Here is a 23234-nt window from a genome sequence, read left to right as displayed (position 1 = left end):
GTCCGTTCGCGCAGCGCGTCCGTGTCGCGCGCCGCTGCGACGCGCGGGAAGAACGGTTTCACCGTCACGCCAAGCTCCCCGCTAACGCCGAACGCCCGTCACGGGCGCGGCCGCGCCTGACCGAACGGCCGACTACCGGTGCCTGCCGTGCCGCGCGATCCTGTACGCGTCACGATCAACGGCGGCCGACGCGCCGGCTCACATGAACTTTCCCGCTTCCCGCACGGCGCCGCGTGCGCCTGCGCCCTCCGACGCAGCGGCCGCGGCCGCTGTGCCCCGCTCGCTCGATGCGGCGCAGCTCGACGATGCGCCTGCGGTGCGCCTGCTCACCGACACGCTGCATGCGGCGCATGCACGCGATGCCTCCGACATTCACATCGAGCCGTTCGAAGGCGGCTGGCGCATCCGGCTGCGCATCGACGGCGTGCTGCACGAGCATGGGCGGCCGCCCGTTCACCTGCGCGACGCGCTTGTCACGCGCATCAAGGTGCTCGCGCGCATGGACATCGCCGAGCGTCGGCTTCCGCAGGACGGCCGGCTGCGGATCGCGCTCGGCGGCGGCACGCGCGGCGACTACCGCGTGAGCTCGCTGCCGACGCTGTTCGGCGAAAAGCTCGTGCTGCGCCGACTCGAAACGCTGCCGCCCGATCTCACGCTCGCCGCGCTCGGCTTCGATGCGCAGCAGGCACGCGCGATGGAAGCGGCGATCCGCGCACCGCACGGCCTCGTGCTCGTCACGGGCCCGACGGGCAGCGGCAAGACGCTGTCGCTGTACTGCGCGCTGCAGATGCTCGATCGCGATGCCCACAACGTCTGCACGGTAGAAGACCCCGCCGAAATCCAGCTCGATGGCATCAACCAGGTCGGCGTCGCGGAAAAAGCCGGCCTCACGTTCGCGACCGCGCTGCGCGCACTGCTGCGGCAGGATCCGGACGTCATCATGGTCGGCGAGATCCGCGATGCCGAAACGGCCGACGTCGCGATCAAGGCCGCGCAGACCGGCCATCTCGTGCTGTCGACGCTGCATACGAACGACGCGCCGGCCGCGATCGCGCGGCTCCTCGACATCGGCGTTGCGCCGTACAACCTCGCGGCCGCGCTGCGCCTCGTCACGGCGCAACGGCTCGTCAGGCGGCTGTGCGTCGGCTGCCGCGTGCCGTCGGACGCGCCGGCCGCGCTGCTGCGCGACGCGGGCTGCGACGCGCCCGCGCTCGAATCCGGATGGCGCCCGTTCGTCGCGCGCGGCTGCGCCGCATGCCACGGCATCGGTTATCGCGGCCGCATCGGCCTGCATCAGACGATGCCGGTGTCGTCGCGGCTCGCCGAACGTATCGTCGCGCGTGCGAGCGTCGGCGAACTCGCGCGATGCGCGGCGGCGGAAGGTGTTCGCAGCTTGCGCGACGCGGCGCTCGCGCGCGTTCGAGATGGCACGACGAGCGTCGCGGAAGCGCTCGCCGCCACGCCGAACGCATGACCGTGCGCACGCCGCCCCGCGAGATGCGCTTCGCCTGGCGCGGCCGTCGCCGCGACGGCACGCCGCGCAGCGGCACCGTCATCGCGTTCGACGCCGCCGCTGCGCGCGCCGGGCTCGCGCGCGACGGCATCGCCGTGCTGTCGCTCGCCGCGCGCGGGCCGGCAAGGCCGCCGACGGCGCGTGCCCGCGACGTCACGCGCTTCACCCGTCAGCTCGCGAGCCTGCTGCAGGCCGGCCTGCCGCTCGCGCCGGCGCTCGACATGCTGTCGCGCACGCGCACGCACGGCGGCCTGCCGCGCATCGCCGCCGGCCTGGCGCGCGAGATCGTCGACGGGCAGCGCTTCGCGGCCGCGCTCGCGCTGTACCCGTCGCAGTTCGGCACGCTGTATCGGCAACTGATCGAGGTCGGCGAAGCGTCGGGCGCACTCGGCACGGTCCTGATGCGCATCGCCGAGCATCGCGAACGTGCGGACGCGCAATGGCGCAAGCTGCGCACGGCGCTCGCCTATCCGGCCGTCGTGATCCTGTTCGCACTCGCGATTGCGGCCGCGCTGATGGTGTGGGTCGTGCCGACCTTCCGGCAGATCTTCGACGGTTTCGGCACCGCGCTGCCGGCGCCGACCCGTGCGCTGCTCGCGCTCTCGTCCGCGCTGTCGGCATCGGGCGGCGCATTGGCCGCCGGCGCCGCCGCAACTGCGCTCGCCACGCAATACGCGTTGCGGCGCTCGCTGACGCTGCGATACGCGCTCGCGCGGCAGGCGTTGCGCGCGCCGCTCATCGGCGACACGCTGACGCGATACGCGGCCGCGCGCTGGTGCCGCTCGCTCGCGACGCTGCTCGGCGCCGGCGTGCCGCTCGCCGACGCGTTCGCGACGCTCGAACGAACGGCCGGCCACCCCGTGTTCGAACGGGCGAGCACGCAGATCGCCGCGCGCGTGCTGCGCGGCGCACGCCTGGCCGACGCGATGCAGACGAGCGACTGCTTCCCGGACGACATCGTGCAGCCGATCGCCGTCGCCGAAGAAACCGGCGCGCTCGACACGATGCTCGCGGACATCGCGACGTTGTCCGAACATCAGCTCGACGCACGTATCGACACGCTGGCCGCACTCGGCGAACCGCTGATCGTGATCGTGCTCGGCGCGCTCGTCGGCGGGCTCGTAATCGCGATGTATCTGCCGATCCTTCAGCTCGGCAACGTGGTGTAGCATCGCAGCGCACTGTCGCCCTTTTTGTCGGAACCCCTCAGCATCATGACGCCCGCGCCCCTGTACGCCGCCTCTTCTGCGCCCGAGAGCACGCTGCTCGCCCTGGCGATGCTGCCGCCTGCCGCGCAGTATGTGTTCGCGGTCGTGCTCGGCCTGTGCGTCGGCAGCTTCGTCAACGTGGTCGTGCACCGGTTACCGGTGATGATGCAGCGCGCGTGGCAGCGCGAGATTGCCGACGCAACCGGCAATGCGGCGGCCGCACCCGACGACGGCTATCCGCTGCGCTACGACCTCTGCCGTCCGCGCAGCGCCTGCCCGCATTGCGGCCACGTGCTGCGCGCGTGGGAAAACATCCCGCTCGTCAGCTATCTGCTGCTGCGCGGGCGCTGCAGGCAGTGCAGCCGTCCGATCGGCGCGCGCTATCCGCTCGTCGAGCTGGCCGGCGGCCTGCTCGCGGCCGGCTCGCTCGCGGCCTTCGGGATGACGGGCACCGCGCTGGCCGCGTTCGGCCTGTGCGCGGCGCTGCTCGCGATGAGCGCGATCGACATGCGCACCGGCTACCTGCCCGACTCGATGACGCTGCCGCTCTTGTGGGCCGGCCTCGTGCTGAATCTCGGCGGCACGTTCGCGTCGCTGCGTTCGGCGGTGATCGGCGCGATGGCCGGCTATCTGTTCCTGTGGTCGGTCTACTGGCTGTTCAAATGGCTGCGCGGCATCGAGGGCATCGGCTTCGGCGACCTGAAACTGCTCGCGGCGCTCGGCGCGTGGCTCGGCTGGGCCGCGCTGCCGCAGGTCGTGCTGTTCGCAGCCGTGACGGGCGCGCTCGTCGGGCTCGTCGCGACCTGGCGCGGCCGCATGCGTTTCGAGGAGCCGATTCCGTTCGGCCCGTTCCTTGCGGCCGGCGGGGCGGCTACGCTGTTTTTCGGCACCCCTTTTTATTCCGCGCTCGGAGGCTGACACATGTTTTCAGTGGGACTCACCGGCGGTATCGGCAGCGGCAAGACGACCGTCGCCGATCTGTTTGCCGCGCGCGGCGCGTCGATCGTCGATACCGACGTGATCGCGCACCGTATTACCGCGCCGGGCGGTCTCGCGATGCGCGAGATCGAGCGTACGTTCGGGCCGGATTTCGTCGCCGCCGACGGCTCGCTCGATCGCGCGAAGATGCGCGCGCTCGTCTTCAGCGACGACGCTGCGCGCCGCCGCCTCGAAGCGATCACGCACCCGCTGATCCGCGCGGAAACCGATCGCGAAGCGCGCGAAGCGCAAGGCGCGTACGTGATATACGTCGTGCCGCTGCTCGTCGAATCGGGCAACTGGAAGGCGCGTGCCGACCGGATACTCGTCGTCGACTGTCCGGTCGAGACCCAGATTGCGCGCGTGATGCGGCGCAACGATTTCACGCGCGAGCAGGTCGAAGCGATCATCGCGCGGCAGGCGACGCGCGAGGCGCGTCTTGCCGCGGCCGACGACGTGATCGTCAACGACGCGGCGACGCCGGCGGCACTCGCCGCGCAGGTCGATGCACTGCACCAACGCTATCTGCAGCACGCGGCAACGATGCGCTAACGATGCGTTGAACGCGCGCGCACTCGTGATGGCGTACGAAATTGGCGCGTTGCTAGGGTAGAGTGTGAGCATTAGAATGTCCTGCATTGTTTCCATCCCTATCCGAGAGGCGAGCGCGCTTGATTCTTTACGAGTATCCGTTCAATGAGCGAATTCGCACGCTGCTGCGCCTCGAAGACTTGTTCGAGCGCTTCGCGTTCTTTTTGGCTCAAGAGGACCCGCGGGAACATCACGTCGCGCTGACGACGCTGTTCGAAATCGCCGAGGTGACGGGCCGCGCGGACCTGAAATCGGATCTGATGAAGGAGCTCGAACGTCAGCGCCAGACGCTCGCGCCGTTTCGCGGCAATCCCGGCATCGAACAGAACGCGCTCGAAGCCGTGCTCGGCGAGATCGAGCAGACGCTCGCCAATCTCGCGCAAATGCAGGGCAAGACGGGTCAGCATCTGGTCGACAACGAATGGCTCGCGAGCATTCGCAGCCGCGCGGTGATCCCCGGCGGCACCTGCAAGTTCGACCTGCCGTCGTACTACGCGTGGCAGCAATGGCCCGCCGAGCAGCGGCGCCAGGACATCGCGAAGTGGATCATGCCTTTGCTGCCGCTGCGCGACGCGGCGACGATCGTGCTGCGGCTCGCGCGCGAATCGGGTCAGGCGTCGAAAGTGATGGCGATGCAGGGCAGCTATCAGCAGATGCTGTCCGGCCGCAGCTATCAGCTGATGCAGGTGCGTGTGCCGCGCGAACTGCACGTGATACCGGAAGCGAGCGCGAACAAGTACATGCTCTGGGTGCGGTTCACGATGCAGGACGGCGACGTGCGGCCGCGCGCGGTCGACATCGACGTGCCGTTCCAGCTGACCTTGTGCAATCTGTAACGGCCGCGTGCCGGATCGTTTTTTCGTATGGTTACCGTTGTCAAATGTCCATCGTGCGGCGTAGCGGTGCGCTGGACGCCCGAGAATCAATTCCGTCCGTTTTGTTCGGCCCGCTGCAAACAGCTCGACCTCGGTGCATGGGCGTCCGAAAAGTACCGGATCGGCGGCTCGGACGATGCGCCGCTGTCCGATGAGGACGGCACGGACGAACGCCGCGACAACTGAGCGGCGCGCGACGCCGCCCGGTATGCGAAGCGACCGGCCGCACGGGCCGGCCGCGGCGACGTCAGCGTGACGCCGCCTCCTGCTCGAGCAGTGCCAGCACCGGCAGCGCCGCGGGCAGCAGCGGCGCGACGTCGACCGGCAGCGGCTGCCAGACGAACGCCTGCCCTTCCTTGCTGTGCGGCTCGCCCGTCCAGCCCGTGACCTTGCAGAAATACAGCCGCACGTACGCGTGCGGATAGTCGTGCTCGAGCGTGTGCCAGCGATGGCTCGCCGTGACGACGATGCCGAGTTCCTCGTGCAGTTCGCGCGCGAGCGCATCCTCGACGCTCTCGCCGGCCTCGAGCTTGCCGCCCGGAAATTCCCAGTAGCCTTCGTACGGCTTGCCCTGCAGCCGCTGCGCGAGCAGGTAGAGGCTGCGGCCGGTCGCGTCGTCGGACTGCACCATCACGCCGACCGCGACTTCGGTCACCTTGCGCCCGTCGGGTGCGTGCGCGGCGGACGCCACGCCATCGACGCCGCTCATGCCTGCTCCTTGCGGCCCGACCAGTCGCGCGCGAATTGCCATGCGACGCGTCCCGAACGCGACCCGCGCTCGAGCGCCCACACGAGCGCGTCGCCGCGCGCGGTCTCGATTTCCGCTTCCGGGCAACCGAAATGGCGCAGCCAGTGCGCGACGATGTCGAGATAGTCGTCCTGCTTGAACGGGTAGAAGCTGACCCACAGCCCGAAACGCTCGGACAGCGAGATCTTTTCCTCGACAACCTCGCCCGGATGGATTTCGCCGTCCGGCAGGTGCTTGTACGTCTCGTTGTCGCTCATGTACTCGGGCAGCAGATGGCGGCGGTTCGACGTCGCGTAGATCAGCACGTTGTCCGATTGCGCGGCGATCGAGCCGTCGAGCGCGACCTTCAGCGCCTTGTAGCCCGACTCGCCGTCCTCGAACGACAAGTCGTCGCAGAACACGATGAAGCGCTCGGGGCGCGGCGAGATCAGCTCGACGATGTCGCCGAGATCGTGCAGATCGTCCTTGTCGACTTCGATCAGGCGCAGCCCGTCCTTCGCGAACGCGTTCAGGCACGCCTTGATCAGCGACGACTTGCCGGTGCCGCGCGCGCCCGTCAGCAGCACGTTGTTGGCCGGCTTCTTCTGGACGAACTGCCGCGTGTTCTGCTCGATCAGCCCTTTCTGGCGATCGATGTTGTGCAGATCGTCGAGCGTGATCGTCGACACGGCCGGCACCGGCTGCAGATAGCCGCGCCCCTGGCGCTTGCGCCAGCGGAACGCGTGCGCCGCGTTCCAGTCGACGGCTGCCGGCGCGGGCGGCAGCATGGATTCGAGGCGGCCGAGCAGCGCTTCGGCCCGCGTCAGAAATTGTTCGAGCTTGTCCATGTCGTTCGAGCGCCCCCGATCAGGAGCGGTAATCCGCGTTGATGCTCACGTAATCGTGCGACAGGTCGCACGTCCAGATCGTTGCTTGCGCGTCGCCGCGGCCGAGCAGCACGCGGATCGTGATCTCGCTCTGCTTCATCACGCGCTGGCCGTCCTCTTCCCGGTAGGCCGGGTTGCGGCCGCCCGCCTTCGCGACGAGGACGTCGTCCAGATACAGGTCGATCTTGTCGACGTCGAGATCCGCGACGCCCGCGTAGCCGATCGCCGCGAGAATCCGGCCGAGGTTCGGGTCCGATGCGTAGAACGCCGTCTTGACGAGCGGCGAGTGGCCGATCGCATAGGCGATCTGCCGGCACTCGGCGACGCTGCGCCCGCCTTCGACCTGCACCGTGATGAACTTCGTCGCGCCCTCGCCGTCGCGCACGATCAGCTGCGACAGCGTCTGCGCGAGCGCCGTGACCGCATCGCGCAGCGCCGCGTAGGCCGGCGAGTCGGTCGACGTGATCGCCGGCAGCGTGCTCTTGCCGGACGCGATCAGCATGAACGAGTCGTTCGTCGACGTATCGCCGTCGATCGTGATGCAGTTGAACGAGCGGTCGGCGACTTCCTTCACGAGCGTGTCGAGCACCGGCTGCGCAACCGCTGCATCGAAGGCGAGGAAGCCGAGCATCGTGGCCATGTTCGGCTTGATCATCCCCGCGCCCTTGCTGATGCCCGTCAGCGTGACCGTGTGGCCGTCGATCGTCACGCGGCGCGACGCGGCCTTCGGCAGCGTATCGGTCGTCATGATCGCCTGCGCGGCGTCGTACCAGTTCGCGGCAGCGCGGTTCGCCAGCGCGGCCGGCAGGCCCGCCTTCAGCCGATCGATCGGCAGCGGTTCGAGGATCACGCCGGTCGAGAACGGCAACACCTGCGACGGCTCGATGCCGGCCAGACGCGCGAGTTCGGCGCAGGTTTCGCGCGCGTTCGCAAGGCCCGGCTCGCCCGTGCCCGCATTGGCGTTGCCCGTATTCACGACGAGCGCACGGATCCCGGCGCCGCCCGCGCGCACCTTCGCCAGATGCTCGCGGCATACGGTGACGGGCGCCGCGCAAAAGCGGTTCTCGGTGAACACGCCGGCGACCGTCGCACCTTCGTCGACGGAGATGACGAGCACGTCCTTGCGATTCGGCTTGCGGATGTTCGCTTCGGCCCAGCCGAGCGTGACGCCGGCGACGGGATGCAGTTGGGCGGGATCGATCGACGGAAAATTGACAGCCATGGGGCACACCTGCCGAAAGGAAAATGCCGGCGCGCGCCGGCATCGATTGGACGAACCGGCGGCCGCTCGCGCGCGCCGCCGCAACTCAGATCACTGACGTCAAGCCAACACGACGCGGCGCACAGGGCACGCCGCGCCGCCGATCATGACAGCTTGCCGTGACAGTGCTTGTACTTCTTGCCGCTGCCGCACGGGCACGGGTCGTTGCGGCCGACCTTCGGCATTTCGCCGCCGGGGCCGCTGTGCGCCATCGCGCTGCCGACCATGTCGGCCGTCGCGGCGGCCGCGGCGACCGCCGCACCGCCGGCCGCCGGCGCGCCGGCTTCCGCGAACTCCGCGTGCTGATACTCGACGTTCTCGAGATGGCTGCTGCGCTCCTCGATCTGCTCGGCCGCCTCTTCGAGCTGCTCCGGCGACTGGATCTGCACGTTCATCACGATCCGCGTGACTTCCTGCTTGATCGCCTCGAGCATCGCTGCGAACAGCTCGAACGCCTCGCGCTTGTATTCCTGCTTCGGATTCTTCTGCGCGTAACCGCGCAGGTGGATGCCCTGACGCAGGTGGTCGAGCGCCGCCAGGTGCTCGCGCCACAGGCGGTCGACCGTCTGCAGCATGACGGAGCGCTCGAACGCGCTGAACGATTCGCGGCCGACCAGCGCAACCTTCGCTTCGTACTGCTCGTCGGCGGCCGTCGTCACCGCGTCGAGGATCTCGTCCGCCGTGATCGACGACGACTCGTTCACCATTTCCTGAATCGCCAGATCGAGCTGCCAGTCGTTGCGCAGCGCTTCCTCGAGCTCGGGCACGTCCCACTGCTCTTCGATGCTGCCTTCCGGCACGAACTGGCGGACGACGTCGGCGATCACGCTGTGACGCATCGCGGTGATCGTCTCGGTGATGTCGTGCGCTTCGAGCAGTTCGTTGCGCTGCTGGTAGATGACCTTGCGCTGGTCGTTCGCGACGTCGTCGTACTCGAGCAGCTGCTTGCGGATGTCGAAGTTGCGCGCTTCGACCTTGCGCTGCGCGGACTCGATCGAACGCGTGACGATGCCGGCCTCGATCGCCTCGCCTTCGGGCATCTTCAGACGATCCATGATCGCGCGCACGCGGTCGCCCGCGAAGATGCGCAGCAGCGGATCGTCGAGCGACAGATAGAAGCGCGACGAGCCCGGATCGCCCTGACGGCCCGCACGGCCGCGCAGCTGGTTGTCGATCCGGCGCGACTCGTGCCGCTCGGTGCCGATGATGTGCAGGCCCCCGGCCGCCTTCACCTGCTCGTGCAGCGATTCCCACTCGTCATGCAGCTGCTGGATGCGGCGCGCCTTCTCGTCGGCCGGAATCGACTCGTCGGCCTCGATGAACGCGGCCTGCTTCTCGACGTTGCCGCCGAGCACGATGTCGGTGCCGCGGCCGGCCATGTTGGTCGCAATCGTGATCGCGCGCGGGCGTCCGGCTTCCGCGACGATCGCGGCTTCGCGCTCGTGCTGCTTCGCGTTCAGCACTTCGTGCGGCAGCCCGGCCTGCTTCAGCAGGTGCGACAGCAGCTCCGAGTTCTCGATCGACGTCGTGCCGACGAGCACCGGCTGACCGCGCTCGTAGCAGTCGCGGATGTCGCGGATCACCGCGTCGTAGCGCTCCTTGGCCGTCTTGTAGATCTGGTCCTGCTTGTCGATCCGCTTCGGCGGACGGTTGGTCGGAATCACGACCGTCTCGAGACCGTAGATCTCGTTGAATTCGTATGCTTCGGTATCGGCGGTACCGGTCATGCCCGCGAGCTTCGCGTACATCCGGAAGTAGTTCTGGAACGTGATCGACGCGAGCGTCTGGTTCTCGCTCTGGATCTTCACGTGCTCCTTCGCCTCGACCGCCTGATGCAGGCCGTCGGACCAGCGGCGGCCCGCCATCAGGCGGCCCGTGAATTCGTCGACGATGACCACTTCGCCGTTCTGCACGACGTAGTGCTGATCCTTGTGGAACAGCGTGTGCGCGCGCAGCGCGGCGTACACGTGATGCATCAGCGTGATGTTCTGCGGCGCGTACAGGCTTTCGCCCTCGCCGATGAGGCCCCACTCGGCGAGCAGGCGCTCGGCCTTTTCGTGGCCCGACTCGGTCAGGAACACCTGGCGCGACTTCTCGTCGAGCGTGTAGTCGCCCGGCTTCTCGACGCCCGTGCCGTCGGCCTTCTCCTCGCCGATCTGGCGCTCGAGCAGCGGCGGCAGCGCGTTCATCCGCACGTACAGCTCGGTGTGATCCTCGGCCTGGCCGGAGATGATCAGCGGCGTGCGCGCTTCGTCGATCAGGATCGAGTCGACTTCGTCAACGACTGCAAAGTTCAGTGCCCGCTGCACGCGTGCGCCGGTCTCGTAGACCATGTTGTCACGCAGGTAGTCGAAGCCGAACTCGTTGTTCGTGCCGTACGTGATGTCGGCCGCGTACGCCTGCTGCTTCTGGTCGTGCTCCATCCCGGACAGGTTGATGCCGACCGACAGACCGAGGAAGTTGTAGAGGCGCGCCATCCATTCGGCGTCGCGCTGCGCGAGATAGTCGTTGACCGTCACGACGTGCACGCCGCGGCCCGACAGCGCATTGAGGTAGACGGGCAGCGTCGCGACCAGCGTCTTGCCTTCGCCGGTGCGCATTTCGGCGATCTTGCCGTAGTGCAGCACCATGCCGCCGATCAGCTGCACGTCGAAGTGGCGCATCTTCAGCACGCGGCGGCTCGCCTCGCGGCAGACCGCGAACGCTTCGGGCAGCAGCTTGTCGAGCGACTCCCCGGCCGCGACACGCTGGCGGAATTCGTCCGTCTTGCCGCGCAACTGGTCGTCCGTCAGCTTCTCGATCTGCGTTTCGAGCGCATTGATCGCCGCGACGGTCTTTTGGTATTGCTTGACGAGCCGCTGGTTGCGGCTGCCAAAAATTTTCTGGAGAAAACCGGTTGTCATCGGATCGGATCCTGCGTCGCAGCACCGGCGCCCGGCGCGTGTTGCGCGCCCCGACGCCCGAGCCCCGGCGGCTTAGCGAATGGGTGGACTCAAACGTCGAATTTTAGCACGCGAGGGCGCACGCGCCCGTGTCTCGGCGGGATCGCGGTTGCGCGCCGCATGCGCGTCGCGAGCGCCGAAACCCGCGCGGGCGCGGGCCGGCGCGAGTACAATCGGCGGCAACCTCCGCGCGCGTGCGCGCCCGAAGAATGACTCGATGACCCGCTTTTCCAACCGTTTCGGCCCGCTCCCCGCGTATCGCCCGCAGCCCGTGTCCGAAGTGCTCGGTCGCGCCGATGCCTTCGCCGCACTGCGCGCCGGCGTCGAGCAGGTCGCGTCGCTGCAGCGCGACCTCGCCGCGTTGCTGCCCGACTATCTGGCGGCGCACGTCGAACCGGGCTTCGTGAAGGACGGCACCCTGACCCTCTTTGCCGCCCACAACGCGCTCGCGGCCCGCTTGCGGCAGGTCGAACCGCGCCTGCTCGCCGATCTGCAAAAGCGCGGCTGGCCCGTGTCGACGCTGCGCGTGCGCGTGCGGCCGAAGGACGCGCCGGAACCGGCTCCGCAGAAGCAGGCGCGCATGACGCCAGCCGGCGCGGCCGCGTTGCGCGATCTGGCCGACCATCTCGCGCCGTCGCCGCTGCAGGCCGCGCTCGCGCGGATGGCCGCGCGCCACGGCGCGAAGAAGACGCCGCGCTGAGCACGCGGCGCGCAAGCGAAACGCAATAAAAAAGCGGCCCGCAGGCCGCTTTTTTTACAGATTCGACTTGCCGCGCTTACGCGAAGGCCGTCTGCGTATCGAACGCGAAGCCGCTCGGCGCAGCTTGCGGATCGTCGAACGTGACGATCTCGTAAGCGTCCTCGTGTGCGAGCAGTTCGCGCAGCAGCGCGTTGTTCAGCCCGTGCCCCGACTTGTACGCGGTGTACGACGCGAGCAGCGGATGGCCGACCACGTACAGATCGCCGATCGCATCGAGCATCTTGTGCTTCACGAATTCGTCGTCGTAGCGCAGGCCGTCGTTGTTCAGGATGCGGTACTCGTCGAGCACGATCGCGTTGTCCATGCTGCCGCCGCGCGCCAGGCCCAGTTCGCGCATCATCTCGACTTCGTGCGCGAAGCCGAACGTGCGCGCGCGCGCGATCTCGCGCACGTACGACGTGTTCGCGAAGTCGACCTCGAGCGCCTGGCCCGTCTTGTCGACCGCCGGATGACGGAAGTCGATCGTGAATTTCAGCTTGAAGCCGAAGAACGGATCGAGACGCGCGAACTTGTCGCCGTCGCGCACTTCGACCGGCTTCTTGACCTTGATGAAGCGCTTCGGCGCATTCTGCTCTTCGATGCCGGCCGACTGGATCAGGAACACGAACGATGCCGCGCTGCCATCCATGATCGGGATTTCCTCGGCCGTCACGTCGACATACAGGTTGTCGATGCCGAGCCCCGCGCACGCGGACATCAGGTGCTCGATCGTCGACACGCGCGCGCCATCCTTCTGCAGCACCGATGCGAGCCGCGTGTCGCCGATCGACATCGCGCTGGCCGGAATATCGACGGGCGTGGGCAAGTCGACGCGCGAAAACACGATCCCCGTGCCCGGCGCGGCGGGACGGAGCGTCAGTTCGACCTTGCGGCCCGAGTGGAGACCGATACCGACGGTCTTCACGATCGATTTGATGGTGCGCTGCTTCAGCATGATGTTCTTTGTCTTGATTGAAGATTCCAATCAGGAGTTATCTTCGATAGGCGTGATTATAGCGTAATTCCCTATTCAACGCCGTTTGAAACTGCGTATCAATCTGTTTCGACTGTTTACCCGCGCCGATACGGGACGGGCCGATGCCCGGAACGGAGGCGTTTCCGGTCATCGGCCCGTGTTACAACTGCCCCGAGCGCGGTAAGCGGCGTTGCCGGCAAGCAACGGCGCACCGCACGATCAGGACGTCAACGTCGCGAGCACGCTCGCCGCATCGCTCACTTCGAATTTGCCCGGCGCTTCGACGGCCAGCGTCTTGACCACACCGTCGTCGACCACCATCGCGTAGCGCAGGGAACGGATTCCCATGCCACGCGCGGACAAATCCTGCGTCAGCCCCAGCGCATGAGTGAAAGCCGCGCTGCCGTCCGCCATCATGCGCACCTTGCCCGCGGTGTGCAGATCACGTCCCCATGCGCCCATCACGAATGCGTCGTTGACGGACACGCACCAGATCTCGTCGATGCCCGCCGCGCGCAAGCGCTCCGCGTGCTCGACATAGCCCGGCACATGCTGCGCCGAGCAGGTCGGCGTGAAAGCGCCCGGCAATCCGAAGATCACCACACGCTTGCCCGCGACCTGTTCGCGCACGCTGAAGGCGTTCGGCCCCAGCGTGCAGCCCTCGCGCGCGTCGTCGACGAATTCGAACAGTTGCGCGTCGGGCAGCGCGTCGCCCACTTGAATCATGGCTGGTCCCTCATAGCGATACGGTTTTTCGGCATGTTGCGGACAGCACGACCCATCCCGCTTCGCGCAAGCGAAGAGGGCACGTCTCCCGGCCCGGCGTCGTCTCGACGCGGCCTGTTGCGGTTCGTGGCATCCATCACGCCGGCGTTACCGCGGCGACACCGCCGCGGCTTCGCCTGTGTATGCGTCAGTCGGCCTGCTTGCGCAGGAAAGCCGGAATGTCGTACGTGTCGACACCCTTCTCCTGCAGCGCCTGCACGTGCGATGCCGCGGTTTCGCGCGAGTTGCGCCACACCGCCGGCGTGTCGAGCGCGCCGTAGTCTGCCGTGCTGACGTGGTGCGGCTGTGCGTAGCCGTGCGAGACCGCGTTGACCGGCTGGTTGTCGGTACCGGTGCGCAGCAGCGTCATCGGTGCCGACTGCTGCTTCTTCGCCGCACGGCCCAGACCCGTCGCCACGACCGTCACGCGCAGCGCATCGCCCATCGCGTCGTCGTACACCGCACCGAAGATCACCGTCGCGTCTTCCGCCGCGTAGCTCTTGATCGTGTTCATCACTTCGCGCGTTTCCGACAGACGCAGCGAACGGCTCGACGTGATGTTGACCAGCACGCCGCGCGCGCCCGACAGATCGACGCCTTCGAGCAGCGGGCTCGCCACGGCCTGTTCCGCCGCGAGGCGCGCGCGATCGACGCCGGCGACCGTCGCCGTGCCCATCATCGCCTTGCCCTGCTCGCCCATCACCGTCTTCACGTCTTCGAAGTCGACGTTCACGAGACCGTCGACGTTGATGATTTCCGCGATGCCGGCCACTGCGTTGTTCAGCACGTCGTCCGCGCACTGGAAGCACTTGTCCATCTCGGCGTCGTCGCCCATCACGTCGAACAGCTTGTCGTTGAGCACGACGATCAGCGAATCGACGTGATCCTCGAGCTGCTGCGAACCGGCTTCCGCGACGCGCATGCGCTTGCCGCCTTCGAACTCGAACGGCTTGCTGACCACGCCGACGGTCAGAATGCCCATCTCCTTCGCGATCTGCGCGACGACCGGTGCCGCGCCCGTGCCGGTGCCACCGCCCATGCCGGCCGTGATGAACACCATGTGTGCGCCGCGCAGTGCGTCCGCGATGCGCTCACGCGCTTCCTCGGCCGCTGCACGGCCCATTTCCGGCTTCGCACCGGCGCCAAGGCCGGTATTGCCGAGCTGGATCACCGACGGTGCACGCGAACGCGACAGCGCCTGCGCATCCGTGTTCATCACGATGAAGTCAACGCCCTGCACGCCGCGGTTGATCATGTGCTGCACGGCATTGCCGCCAGCGCCGCCAACGCCGACCACCTTGATGATGGTGCCGTTGGTTTCGGTTTCCAGCATTTCGAATTCCATTGTTGCCTCCGTCAAGAAAATTACCGCTACTCGGCCGTTATTCGGCAGGAGATCGGGCAACCCCCTGTCGCGCGCCAGCCGCCGGCACCAGCGCGAATTTCGATTCGGTTCTCCGCACGCTCGGTTTGCCGTGCCGCGCGGCGCTTAAAAATTGCTCAGGAACCACTCCTTCATCCGCGAGAAGATCTGCCCCGCGTTGCCGGACTGCACCGCAACCTTGCGGCCGCGCATGCGCTGCGCGCTGCCTTCGACGAGCAGCCCCATCGCCGTCGAATAGCGCGGATTGCGCACGACGTCGGCAAGACCGCCCGCGTACTCGGGCGCACCGATGCGCACCGGCTTCAGGAAAATGTCCTCGCCGAGCTCGACCATGCCCGGCATCATCGCCGCGCCGCCGGTAATGACCACGCCGGAGCTCAGCAGTTCTTCGTAACCCGATTCGCGCACGACCTGCTGCACGAGCGAGAACAGTTCCTCGACGCGCGGCTCGATCACGGCCGCGAGCGCCTGGCGCGACAGCGTGCGCGGACCGCGCTCGCCGAGCCCCGGCACTTCGACCATCTCGTCCGGATCGGCGAGTGCCTGCTTCGCGATTCCGTAGCCGACCTTGATGTCTTCCGCATCGGGCGTCGGCGTGCGCAGCGCCATCGCGATGTCGCTCGTGATCTGGTCGCCGGCGATCGGAATCACGGCCGTGTGACGGATCGCGCCTTCCGCGAAGATCGCGATGTCGGTCGTGCCGCCGCCGATGTCGACGAGCACCACGCCGAGATCCTTCTCGTCTTCGGTCAGCACCGCGAGCGACGACGCGAGCGGCTGCAGGATCAGGTCGTTCACCTCGAGCCCGCAGCGGCGCACGCACTTGACGATGTTCTGCGCGGCGCTGACCGCGCCCGTCACGATGTGCACCTTCACTTCCAGCCGGATCCCGCTCATCCCGATCGGCTCGCGCACGTCTTCCTGCCCGTCGATGATGAATTCCTGCGTGAGGATGTGCAGCACCTGCTGGTCCGTCGGGATGTTGATCGCCTTCGCGGTCTCGATCACGCGCGCGACGTCCGTCTGCGTGACTTCCTTGTCCTTGATCGCGACCATCCCGCTCGAATTGAAGCTGCGGATATGGCTGCCCGCGATGCCGGTGAACACGTTGGTGATCTTGCAGTCGGCCATCAGCTCGGCTTCCTCGAGCGCGCGCTGGATCGATTGCACGGTGGCCTCGATGTTGACCACCACACCTTTTTTCAGACCCTTCGATTCGCTCTGGCCCAGACCGATCACCTCGTAATGGCCTTCGCCCTTCAGCTCGGCGACGATGGCCACCACCTTCGACGTGCCGATGTCGAGGGAAACCAGCAGATCCTTGTAGTCTTTGCTCATAAAGTGCTCTTGCGTGTGATCTCTCGTTACTTCTTGCGCTTGTCGGTATCGGTCAGGAACCGCATGCTTGCCGCGCGAATCGCGAATCCGTTCGGATAGCGCAGGTCCGCGTACTCGATGTCGTTGCCCCAGCGCTCCGTGACCGCCGGCCACGCGGCGACGAGGCGCTGGCTCCGGTCATGCAGCGTGTCGTTGTTGCGCTCTCTGCCCAGCTCGACCTGCATCCCGTTCGACAGCTTCACCGTCCACGCGTAGCGCGCCGACAGCGTCACTTCTTCCGGCGCCGCCTTCAGCGGCGCAAACCATTTCTCGAAGTCGCGATACCGCGCGACGACTTCCTTCGCACTGCCCTCCGGGCCGTCGAACGCGGGCAGTTCCCGATCGAGCTCGCCCTGGTTCGCGGTGAACAGCTCGCCGTCGACGCTCACGAGCTGGCTGCTGCCCCAGGTACCGAGCGGCTTGTACTCTTCCAGCGTCACGGCGAGCGCGTTCGGCCACACGCGGCGCACGCTCGCGTGCCGCACCCACGGCATCTGCTCGAACGCGGCGCGCGCCGTGTCGAGATCGACCGTGAAGAAGTTGCCCTTCAGCCGGCCGACGAGCCCCGCACGCACCGTCGGCGTGTTGATGTGCTCGGTGTCGCCGTCGATCCGTATCTCGCGCAGCGTGAACGTCGGACGCTGAATCAGCCAGTAGCAGCCGGCCGCCGCCAACACGAGCAGCAGCAGCGCGTACAACGCGCTGGCGGCAAGGTTGAGTTGGCGAACGTTGTTCCACATACGTGTTCCGTTTCCGCGTCAGTCGTTGAGCGTGAGCGACAGCACCTTCACGACCAGTTCCGAATAGCTGATGCCGATTGCGCGCGCGGCCTTCGGCGGCAGCGAGTGGTCGGTCATGCCCGGTGCCGTGTTCACTTCGAGGAAGTACGCGTTGCCGGCCGCGTCGAGCATGAAGTCCGCCCGGCCCCAGTCGGTGCAGCCGAGCACGTCGAACGCGCGGCGCGCGAGGCGCTTCAGCTGCGCTTCCTGGTCGGCCGGCAGCCCGCACGGGATCAGGTATTGCGTGTCGTCGGCCACGTACTTCGCGTGATAGTCGTAGAACTCGCCCGCGGGCACGATCTTGATCAGCGGCAGATCGAGATCGCCGGCGATGCACGCCGTGTATTCACCTCCGCCTTCGATGCTCTTCTCGACGATCACGATCTTGTCGTGCGTCGCGGCTTCCGCGAGCGCGGCCGGCAGCGCGTCGGCCGTTTTCACCTTCAGCACCGCGACGCTCGAGCCTTCGCTCGCCGGCTTCACGAACAGCGGCAGGCCGAGCTTCGCGACGATCTCGGTCGCGCGCGCGGCGTAGTCGTCGTCGCGCATCACCGTCTCGAACGGCGGCGTCGGCACGCCCGTCTGCTGCCACACGAGCTTCGTGCGGAACTTGTCGAGCCCGAGCGCCGAGCCGAGCACGCCGCTGCCCGTGTAGCGAATGCCGTAGAAATCGAGCGCGCCCTGGATCTGGCCGTTCTCGCCGTAGCCGCCGTGCAGCGCGTTGAACGCGCGCACGAAGCCTTCGTCCTTCAGCGCCGACAGCGGCCGCTCGGCCGGGTCGAACGGATGGGCGTCGACGCCTGCGTCGCGCAGCCCCTGCAGCACGAGGCGGCCCGAGGTGAGCGACACCTCGCGCTCGGCGGATTCGCCGCCGAACAACACCGCCACCTTGCCGAAACGTTTCGGATCGATCCCGCTCATGTCATCCCTTCTGTTGCGTGTTCTGCACGATCTTCGCCGGCACGCCGCCGATCGAACCCGCGCCCATCGTGATTACTACGTCGCCGTCCTGCGCGACCTTCGCCAGTGCCTCCGGCAACGCGTCGACCGTCTCGACGAACACCGGTTCCACCTTCCCCGCCGCGCGCAGCGCGCGCGACAGCGCGTCGCCGTTGGCCGTCGCGATCGCCGCCTCGCCGGCCGCATACACTTCGGTCAGCACCAGCGCGTCGACCGTCGACAGCACGTTGACGAAATCGTCGAAGCAGTCGCGCGTGCGCGTATAGCGGTGCGGCTGGAACGCGAGCACGAGCCGGCGGCCGGGGAACGCACCGCGTGCGGCCGCGATCGTCGCGGCCATCTCGACCGGGTGATGACCGTAGTCGTCGATCAGCGTGTAGCGGCCGCCGTCGGCGGTCGGCACGTCGCCGTAGCGCTGGAAGCGCCGGCCGACGCCGTTGAATTCGGCCAGCGCCTGCTGGATCGCGTCGTCCGACACGCCGAGATCGGTCGCGATCGCGATCGCCGCGAGCGCGTTCTGCACGTTGTGCAGGCCCGGCAGGTTCAGCACGACCGCGAGCGGCGTGCGTCCTTCGCGGATCACCGTGAAATGCATGCGACCGTCGCGCGCGTCGATGTCCTCCGCGCGCACCTGCGCGTCGGGCGACAGGCCGTAGCGCACGACCGGCTTCGAAATGAACGGGATGATCTGCCGCACGTTCGGATCGTCGACGCACACGACCGCGCTGCCGTAGAACGGCAGGCGCTGCGTGAATTCGATGAACGCCTGCTTGAGCCGCGCGAAATCGTGGCCGTACGTATCCATGTGATCGGCGTCGATGTTCGTGATCACTTCGATCACCGGATACAGGTTCAGGAACGACGCGTCGGATTCGTCGGCCTCGGCGACGATGAAGTCGCCGGTGCCGAGCCGCGCGTTCGCGCCGGCGCTGATCAGCCGGCCGCCGATCACGAACGTCGGGTCGAGGCCGCCCGCGGCGAGCACGCTCGCGACGAGGCTCGTCGTCGTGGTCTTGCCGTGCGTGCCGGCGATCGCGATCCCCTGCTTCAGGCGCATCAGTTCCGCGAGCATCACCGCGCGCTGCACGATGGGCACGCGCTGCGCGCGCGCGGCCAGCACTTCCGGGTTGTCCGAGCGCACGGCCGTCGACACGACGACCGCGTTCGCGCCTTCGATGTTCGCCGCGTCATGGCCGATCGCGATCCGCGCACCGAGCGCAGCCAGGCGATCGGTCACCGCGTTGCGCGCGAGATCCGAGCCGCTGACCTGATAGCCGAGATTGACGAGCACTTCCGCGATGCCGCTCATGCCCGCGCCGCCGATCCCGACGAAATGAATGTGTTTGACGATGTGTTTCATTGCAATGATTCCAGGTTCGCGCCGGCTACCGTCGCGCACACGCGCGCGACTTCGTCGGTAGCCTCGGGCTTTGCCAGCGAGCGCGAACGCTCCGCCATCGCCGCGAGCGACGCCCGCGACTGGCCGCGCAGCCAGTCGGCGAGCAGTTCCGCCGACAGGTCGCGTTGTTGCACCAGCACCGCGGCACCCGCATCGGCGAGGAACGCGGCATTGGTCGTCTGGTGATCGTCGACCGCGTACGGGAACGGCACGAACAGCGCCGCGACGCCCACCGCCGCGATTTCCGACACCGTCATCGCGCCGGAGCGGCAGATCACGAGATCGGCCGCCGCATAGGCGGCCGCCATGTCGTCGATGAACGGCACGAGCCGCACGTCGTCGCCCGCCGCGAAGCCGGCGGCTTCGTAATTCGCCTTCAGCGCGTCGATGTGCTTGGCGCCCGCCTGATGCACGACGCGCGGACGCTCGCCGGGCGCGAGCAGCGCCAGCGCACGCGGCACGACTTCGTTCAGCGCGGCGGCGCCCAGGCTGCCGCCGACGACCAGCACGTTGAGCGGGCCGCTGCGCGCCGCATAGCGTGCTTTGGGCGGTTCCGTGCGCGCAAGTTCCGCGCGAATCGGATTGCCGGTCCATTCGGCGTGCGGCAGCGCGCCGGGAAACGCGACCAGCACGCGCTTCGCGAACTTCGCGAGCACCTTGTTCGCGAGGCCCGCGATCGAATTCTGCTCGTGCAGCACGAGCGGACGGCCCGACAGCGCGGTCATCACGCCGGCCGGGAACGTGATGTAGCCGCCCATGCCGAGCACGACGTCAGGCCGCACGCGGCGCAGCGCGCCGAGACTCTGCGCGCAGGCACGCAGCAGGTTGAACGGCAGTGCGAGCTTGGTCTTCAGCCCTTTGCCGCGCAGCCCGCCGAAGCGCACGTATTCCATCGGAATCCCGTGCTTCGGCACGAGCGTCGCTTCCATCCCGGCCGGATTGCCGAGCCACACGACGCGCCAGCCCGCCGCTTCCATCCGGTGCGCGACCGCGAGCCCCGGGAACACGTGGCCCCCGGTGCCGCCTGCCATCACCATCAGCGTGCGTCGCGACGCGGTCATACCTTCCCTCCGCGCATGAGCACCCGGTTCTCGTAATCGACCCGCAGCAGCACCGCAAGCGCGACGCAGTTCAGCAAAATGCCCGAGCCACCGTAGCTGACGAGCGGCAGTGTCAGGCCCTTCGTCGGCAGCAGCCCGAGGTTCACGCCCATGTTGATGAACGCCTGCGCGCCGAACCAGATGCCGATGCCCTTCGCCATCAGCCCCGCGAACGTGCGATCGAGCGCGAGCGCCTGACGGCCGATCTCGAACGCGCGGCGCACGATCCAGTAGAACAGCAGGATCACGACCAGCACGCCGACGAAACCGAGCTCCTCGCCGATCACCGCGAGGATGAAGTCGGTATGCGCTTCCGGCAGGTAGTTCAGCTTCTCGACGCTGCCGCCGAGACCGACGCCGAACCACTCGCCGCGGCCGAATGCGATCAGCGAGTGCGTGAGCTGGTACGCCTTGCCCTGCGCGTAGCGCTCGTCCCACGGATCGAGATACGCGAAGATCCGCTCGCGCCGCCACGGCGACAGCCACACGAGCATCGTGAACGTGCCGATCGCGGTCGCGACGAGGCCGCCGAACAGCTTGCCGTTCACGCCGCCGAGGAACAGCACGCCCATCGCGATCGCCGCGACCACCATGAACGCGCCCATGTCCGGCTCGAGCAGCAGCAGCGCACCGACGAGGCCGACTGCGAACGCCATCGGCAGAAAGCCCTTCGCGAAGCTCTGCATGTATTCCTGCTTGCGCACCGTGTAGTTCGCCGCGTAGATCGTCACCGCGAGCTTCATGATTTCCGACGGCTGCATGTTGGTGATGCCGAGCGGAATCCAGCGTCGTGCGCCGTTCACGCCCTTGCCGACGTGCGGAATCAGCACGATCACGAGGCCGACGAGCGCGATCAGGAAAAGGTGCGGCGCGTACTTGTCCCACGTCGACACCGGCACGCGGAACGCAATCACCGCCGCGATGAACGCGACGACGAGCGAGACGACGTGGCGCATCAGGAACGCGTAGTCGTGATACTGCGCGTACTTCGGCGAATCGGGCATCGCGATCGACGCCGAATACACCATCACGACGCCGAGCCCGAGCAGCGCGATCGCGACCCACAGCAGCGAGTAGTCGAAATCGAGCATCCGCGAGCGGCTCGGGCGCACGCCGTTGACGACGCTCGCGAGGCCGCCGGTCGCCGCGCGCGTGGCCGACGCGACGCGGCCGCCCGCGGCATTGCCGCCGGCATCGCGCCGGTCGTTGAAACGGGAGACGAGGCGATCGGACCAGCTCATGGCGTCGCTCCTTTGTCGGTGGCGAGTTCGTCGACCGCCGCACGGAACACGTCCGCCCGGTGGGCATAGTTACGGAACATGTCGAGGCTCGCGCATGCGGGCGACAGCAGCACCGCGTCGCCGGGCTCCGCGAGCGCCGCTGCCGCGTGCACGGCTGCTTCGAGCGTCGGATGCTCGGCGAGCGGCACGCCGGTTTCCGCGAGCGTGTCGCGGATCGCCGGCGCATCGCGGCCGATCAGCATCACTGCACGGCACCAGCGCGCGACCGGCGCGACGAGCGGCGCGAAATCCTGGCCCTTGCCGTCGCCGCCGGCGATCAGCACGGTCTTCTGCGCGAGCCCGTCGAGCGCGGCGACCGTCGCGCCGACGTTCGTGCCCTTGCTGTCGTCGACGTAGTCGACGTCGTCGATCGTCGCGATCACTTCGACGCGATGCGCTTCGCCGCGGTACTCGCGCAGCGCGTGCAGCAGCGGCGCGGCCGACAGGTCGATCGCGCGCGCGAGCGCGAAGGCGGCCAGCGCGTTCGCCGCGTTGTGCAGCCCGCGGATGCGCAGCGCGTCGGCCGGCATCAGCCGCTTGTGCGCGATGTCGGGCGTATGCGCGTCGCGCTTGCGACGGCGCGTCGTCGTCGCCGTTTCGTCCGGTGCGTCGCGATCGATCGCTTCGACGAGCCATGCGATGCCGTTGTCGCGCGACAGCCCATAATCGCCGTCCTGCGTCGGCTCGTTCAGGCCGAACGTGATCGTGCGCGGCGCGTCGGCCGCGCCGGCCGCCGGTGCGAACTTCATCACGACCGGATCGTCGCGGTTCAGCACGCGCGTCGTCGTCGCGCCGAAAATCCGGCCCTTCGCGGCCGCGTACGCGTCGAAGCTGCCGTGCCAGTCGAGATGATCCTGCGTGATGTTGAGGATCGCGGCCGCATCGGGTGCGAACGTGCGCGCGGTTTCGAGCTGGAAGCTCGACAGTTCGAGCACCCAGACGTCGGGCAGCGCCGTGTCGTCGATGGCGGCCGCGAGCCGGTCGAGCATCGCCGGGCTGATGTTGCCGGCCACCGCGACCTTCTTGCCCGCGCGCTGGCACAGCAGGCCCGTGAGGCTCGTCGTCGTCGTCTTGCCGTTCGTGCCGGTGATCGCGAGCACCTTCGGCTGATAGCCGCTCGTGCCGAGGGCGCGCAACGCCTGTGCGAAGAATTCGAGTTCACCCCATACGGCGATGCCGCGCTCGTTCGCAGCCGCGAGCAGCGTCGCGAGCGCGGGCTCGAGCGGCGACAGGCCGGGGCTCAACCCGACGATCTCGACGCCGCCGTCGAGCAGCGCGGGCCCGAACGGCCCGCCGACGAATTCCGCGTCGATGCCTTCGGCGCGCAGTGCGGCAAGGTTCGGCGGCGCCTCGCGGGTATCGGCAATGCGCAGCCGGCACCCGTGCCTCGCGCACCACCGCGCGATCGCGAGGCCCGATTCGCCGAGCCCCAGCACGAGCACCATCGGCCGTTGCCGATCTCCAAACATCTCGCCAGACATCCTTGTTACCTT

General features: G+C 67.9%; 21 protein-coding genes. 7 read left to right on the top strand and 14 right to left on the bottom strand.

Annotated features, from left to right (window positions below):
* Positions 1-202 precede the first annotated feature (202 nt).
* From NP80_RS15465 to NP80_RS15440, 6 genes are all read left to right on the top strand, one after another.
* Positions 203-1474: a GspE/PulE family protein gene (locus NP80_RS15465; RefSeq protein WP_006408715.1), complete on the top strand. Its 1272-nt coding sequence runs from the start codon at positions 203-205 to the stop codon at positions 1472-1474.
* A complete protein-coding gene (locus NP80_RS15460) occupies positions 1471-2682 on the top strand; it encodes a type II secretion system F family protein (RefSeq protein WP_045593897.1) in 1212 nt (403 codons plus the stop codon). Before NP80_RS15465 ends, NP80_RS15460 begins: the two co-directional genes overlap by 4 nt.
* A 45-nt stretch (positions 2683-2727) precedes the next feature.
* Positions 2728-3639, top strand: a complete 912-nt coding sequence (locus tag NP80_RS15455; protein WP_006409615.1) for a prepilin peptidase — start codon at positions 2728-2730, stop codon at positions 3637-3639.
* 3 nt (positions 3640-3642) lie between these two features.
* Positions 3643-4251 (top strand): dephospho-CoA kinase, encoded by a 609-nt coding sequence (gene coaE, locus NP80_RS15450; protein ID WP_006407630.1) that lies wholly within the window; start codon positions 3643-3645, stop codon positions 4249-4251.
* 119 nt (positions 4252-4370) lie between these two features.
* Positions 4371-5126: a cell division protein ZapD gene (gene zapD, locus NP80_RS15445; protein WP_006400426.1), complete on the top strand. Its 756-nt coding sequence runs from the start codon at positions 4371-4373 to the stop codon at positions 5124-5126.
* 27 nt (positions 5127-5153) lie between these two features.
* Complete coding sequence (locus NP80_RS15440) at positions 5154-5351, top strand: DNA gyrase inhibitor YacG (RefSeq protein ID WP_006400427.1); 198 nt, start codon at positions 5154-5156, stop codon at positions 5349-5351.
* Between the two features lie 61 nt (positions 5352-5412).
* Here NP80_RS15440 and NP80_RS15435 read toward each other — a convergent pair whose 3' ends face one another.
* The 4 genes from NP80_RS15435 to secA form a co-directional block, all read right to left on the bottom strand.
* A complete protein-coding gene (locus NP80_RS15435) occupies positions 5413-5874 on the bottom strand; it encodes an NUDIX domain-containing protein (RefSeq protein ID WP_006409614.1) in 462 nt (153 codons plus the stop codon).
* The gene (locus NP80_RS15430) at positions 5871-6740 is read right to left on the bottom strand and encodes an ATP-binding protein (protein ID WP_006400429.1); all 870 of its coding nucleotides are present in this window, start codon (positions 6738-6740) and stop codon (positions 5871-5873) included. The genes NP80_RS15435 and NP80_RS15430 overlap by 4 nt, the downstream gene beginning before the upstream one ends.
* 19 nt (positions 6741-6759) lie before the next feature.
* Positions 6760-8001 carry a bifunctional glutamate N-acetyltransferase/amino-acid acetyltransferase ArgJ gene (gene argJ / locus NP80_RS15425; RefSeq protein ID WP_006407633.1) on the bottom strand — a complete coding sequence of 414 codons (1242 nt, stop codon included), beginning with the start codon at positions 7999-8001 and terminating at the stop codon, positions 6760-6762.
* 143 nt (positions 8002-8144) lie between these two features.
* Positions 8145-10943 (bottom strand): preprotein translocase subunit SecA, encoded by a 2799-nt coding sequence (gene secA, locus NP80_RS15420; protein WP_006407635.1) that lies wholly within the window; start codon positions 10941-10943, stop codon positions 8145-8147.
* 256 nt (positions 10944-11199) lie between these two features.
* Here secA and NP80_RS15415 point away from each other — a divergent pair, with 256 nt between their 5' ends.
* Entirely contained in the window at positions 11200-11682 is a 483-nt protein-coding gene (locus tag NP80_RS15415) for a DciA family protein (RefSeq protein WP_006400433.1), read from the top strand.
* 76 nt (positions 11683-11758) lie between these two features.
* Here NP80_RS15415 and lpxC read toward each other — a convergent pair whose 3' ends face one another.
* The 10 genes from lpxC to murD all read right to left on the bottom strand — a co-directional run bounded on the left by lpxC (position 11759) and on the right by murD (position 23210).
* On the bottom strand, positions 11759-12676 hold the full coding sequence (gene lpxC, locus NP80_RS15410; protein WP_012214184.1) for a UDP-3-O-acyl-N-acetylglucosamine deacetylase: 918 nt from the start codon (positions 12674-12676) through the stop codon (positions 11759-11761).
* Between the two features lie 240 nt (positions 12677-12916).
* A complete protein-coding gene (locus NP80_RS15405; RefSeq protein WP_006407636.1) occupies positions 12917-13423 on the bottom strand; it encodes a peroxiredoxin in 507 nt (168 codons plus the stop codon).
* A 187-nt stretch (positions 13424-13610) separates the two neighbouring features.
* Positions 13611-14807, bottom strand: a complete 1197-nt coding sequence (gene ftsZ, locus NP80_RS15400) for a cell division protein FtsZ (protein WP_006400436.1) — start codon at positions 14805-14807, stop codon at positions 13611-13613.
* A gap of 144 nt (positions 14808-14951) precedes the next feature.
* The gene (gene ftsA, locus NP80_RS15395) at positions 14952-16184 is read right to left on the bottom strand and encodes a cell division protein FtsA (protein ID WP_006400437.1); all 1233 of its coding nucleotides are present in this window, start codon (positions 16182-16184) and stop codon (positions 14952-14954) included.
* Between the two features lie 26 nt (positions 16185-16210).
* Entirely contained in the window at positions 16211-16963 is a 753-nt protein-coding gene (locus NP80_RS15390; protein ID WP_006400438.1) for a cell division protein FtsQ/DivIB, read from the bottom strand.
* Positions 16964-16981: 18 nt separating this feature from the next.
* Positions 16982-17923 carry a D-alanine--D-alanine ligase gene (locus NP80_RS15385; RefSeq protein WP_006400439.1) on the bottom strand — a complete coding sequence of 314 codons (942 nt, stop codon included), beginning with the start codon at positions 17921-17923 and terminating at the stop codon, positions 16982-16984.
* A gap of 1 nt (position 17924) precedes the next feature.
* Entirely contained in the window at positions 17925-19322 is a 1398-nt protein-coding gene (gene murC, locus NP80_RS15380) for a UDP-N-acetylmuramate--L-alanine ligase (protein ID WP_006407639.1), read from the bottom strand.
* On the bottom strand, positions 19319-20422 hold the full coding sequence (murG, locus tag NP80_RS15375) for an undecaprenyldiphospho-muramoylpentapeptide beta-N-acetylglucosaminyltransferase (protein ID WP_006407640.1): 1104 nt from the start codon (positions 20420-20422) through the stop codon (positions 19319-19321). Before murG ends, murC begins: the two co-directional genes overlap by 4 nt.
* On the bottom strand, positions 20419-21702 hold the full coding sequence (gene ftsW, locus NP80_RS15370) for a putative lipid II flippase FtsW (protein ID WP_006400442.1): 1284 nt from the start codon (positions 21700-21702) through the stop codon (positions 20419-20421). Before ftsW ends, murG begins: the two co-directional genes overlap by 4 nt.
* Positions 21699-23210, bottom strand: coding sequence for a UDP-N-acetylmuramoyl-L-alanine--D-glutamate ligase (gene murD / locus NP80_RS15365; protein ID WP_035945977.1), 1512 nt, complete (start codon positions 23208-23210; stop codon positions 21699-21701). The genes ftsW and murD overlap by 4 nt, the downstream gene beginning before the upstream one ends.
* Positions 23211-23234: the final 24 nt, after the last annotated feature.

The sequence above is a fragment of the Burkholderia multivorans ATCC BAA-247 genome, assembly GCF_000959525.1.
Classification (GTDB): Bacteria; Pseudomonadota; Gammaproteobacteria; order Burkholderiales; family Burkholderiaceae; genus Burkholderia; species Burkholderia multivorans.
Note: the sequence above shows the minus strand (reverse complement) of the source record. Positions and strands in the feature narration are given on the sequence as shown.

What these genes read in the sequence shown, in the direction of transcription:
- NP80_RS15465 (WP_006408715.1), top strand. Translation starts at nt 203, where the DNA reads ATGAACTTTCCCGCTTCCCGCACGGCGCCGCGTGCGCCTGCGCCCTCC.
- NP80_RS15460 (WP_045593897.1), top strand. Translation starts at nt 1,471, where the DNA reads ATGACCGTGCGCACGCCGCCCCGCGAGATGCGCTTCGCCTGGCGCGGC.
- NP80_RS15455 (WP_006409615.1), top strand. Translation starts at nt 2,728, where the DNA reads ATGACGCCCGCGCCCCTGTACGCCGCCTCTTCTGCGCCCGAGAGCACG.
- coaE (WP_006407630.1), top strand. Translation starts at nt 3,643, where the DNA reads ATGTTTTCAGTGGGACTCACCGGCGGTATCGGCAGCGGCAAGACGACC.
- NP80_RS15440 (WP_006400427.1), top strand. Translation starts at nt 5,154, where the DNA reads ATGGTTACCGTTGTCAAATGTCCATCGTGCGGCGTAGCGGTGCGCTGG.
- NP80_RS15435 (WP_006409614.1), bottom strand. Translation starts at nt 5,874, where the DNA reads ATGAGCGGCGTCGATGGCGTGGCGTCCGCCGCGCACGCACCCGACGGG.
- NP80_RS15430 (WP_006400429.1), bottom strand. Translation starts at nt 6,740, where the DNA reads ATGGACAAGCTCGAACAATTTCTGACGCGGGCCGAAGCGCTGCTCGGC.
- argJ (WP_006407633.1), bottom strand. Translation starts at nt 8,001, where the DNA reads ATGGCTGTCAATTTTCCGTCGATCGATCCCGCCCAACTGCATCCCGTC.
- secA (WP_006407635.1), bottom strand. Translation starts at nt 10,943, where the DNA reads ATGACAACCGGTTTTCTCCAGAAAATTTTTGGCAGCCGCAACCAGCGG.
- NP80_RS15415 (WP_006400433.1), top strand. Translation starts at nt 11,200, where the DNA reads ATGACCCGCTTTTCCAACCGTTTCGGCCCGCTCCCCGCGTATCGCCCG.
- lpxC (WP_012214184.1), bottom strand. Translation starts at nt 12,676, where the DNA reads ATGCTGAAGCAGCGCACCATCAAATCGATCGTGAAGACCGTCGGTATC.
- NP80_RS15405 (WP_006407636.1), bottom strand. Translation starts at nt 13,423, where the DNA reads ATGATTCAAGTGGGCGACGCGCTGCCCGACGCGCAACTGTTCGAATTC.
- ftsZ (WP_006400436.1), bottom strand. Translation starts at nt 14,807, where the DNA reads ATGGAATTCGAAATGCTGGAAACCGAAACCAACGGCACCATCATCAAG.
- ftsA (WP_006400437.1), bottom strand. Translation starts at nt 16,184, where the DNA reads ATGAGCAAAGACTACAAGGATCTGCTGGTTTCCCTCGACATCGGCACG.
- NP80_RS15390 (WP_006400438.1), bottom strand. Translation starts at nt 16,963, where the DNA reads ATGTGGAACAACGTTCGCCAACTCAACCTTGCCGCCAGCGCGTTGTAC.
- NP80_RS15385 (WP_006400439.1), bottom strand. Translation starts at nt 17,923, where the DNA reads ATGAGCGGGATCGATCCGAAACGTTTCGGCAAGGTGGCGGTGTTGTTC.
- murC (WP_006407639.1), bottom strand. Translation starts at nt 19,322, where the DNA reads ATGAAACACATCGTCAAACACATTCATTTCGTCGGGATCGGCGGCGCG.
- murG (WP_006407640.1), bottom strand. Translation starts at nt 20,422, where the DNA reads ATGACCGCGTCGCGACGCACGCTGATGGTGATGGCAGGCGGCACCGGG.
- ftsW (WP_006400442.1), bottom strand. Translation starts at nt 21,702, where the DNA reads ATGAGCTGGTCCGATCGCCTCGTCTCCCGTTTCAACGACCGGCGCGAT.
- murD (WP_035945977.1), bottom strand. Translation starts at nt 23,210, where the DNA reads ATGTTTGGAGATCGGCAACGGCCGATGGTGCTCGTGCTGGGGCTCGGC.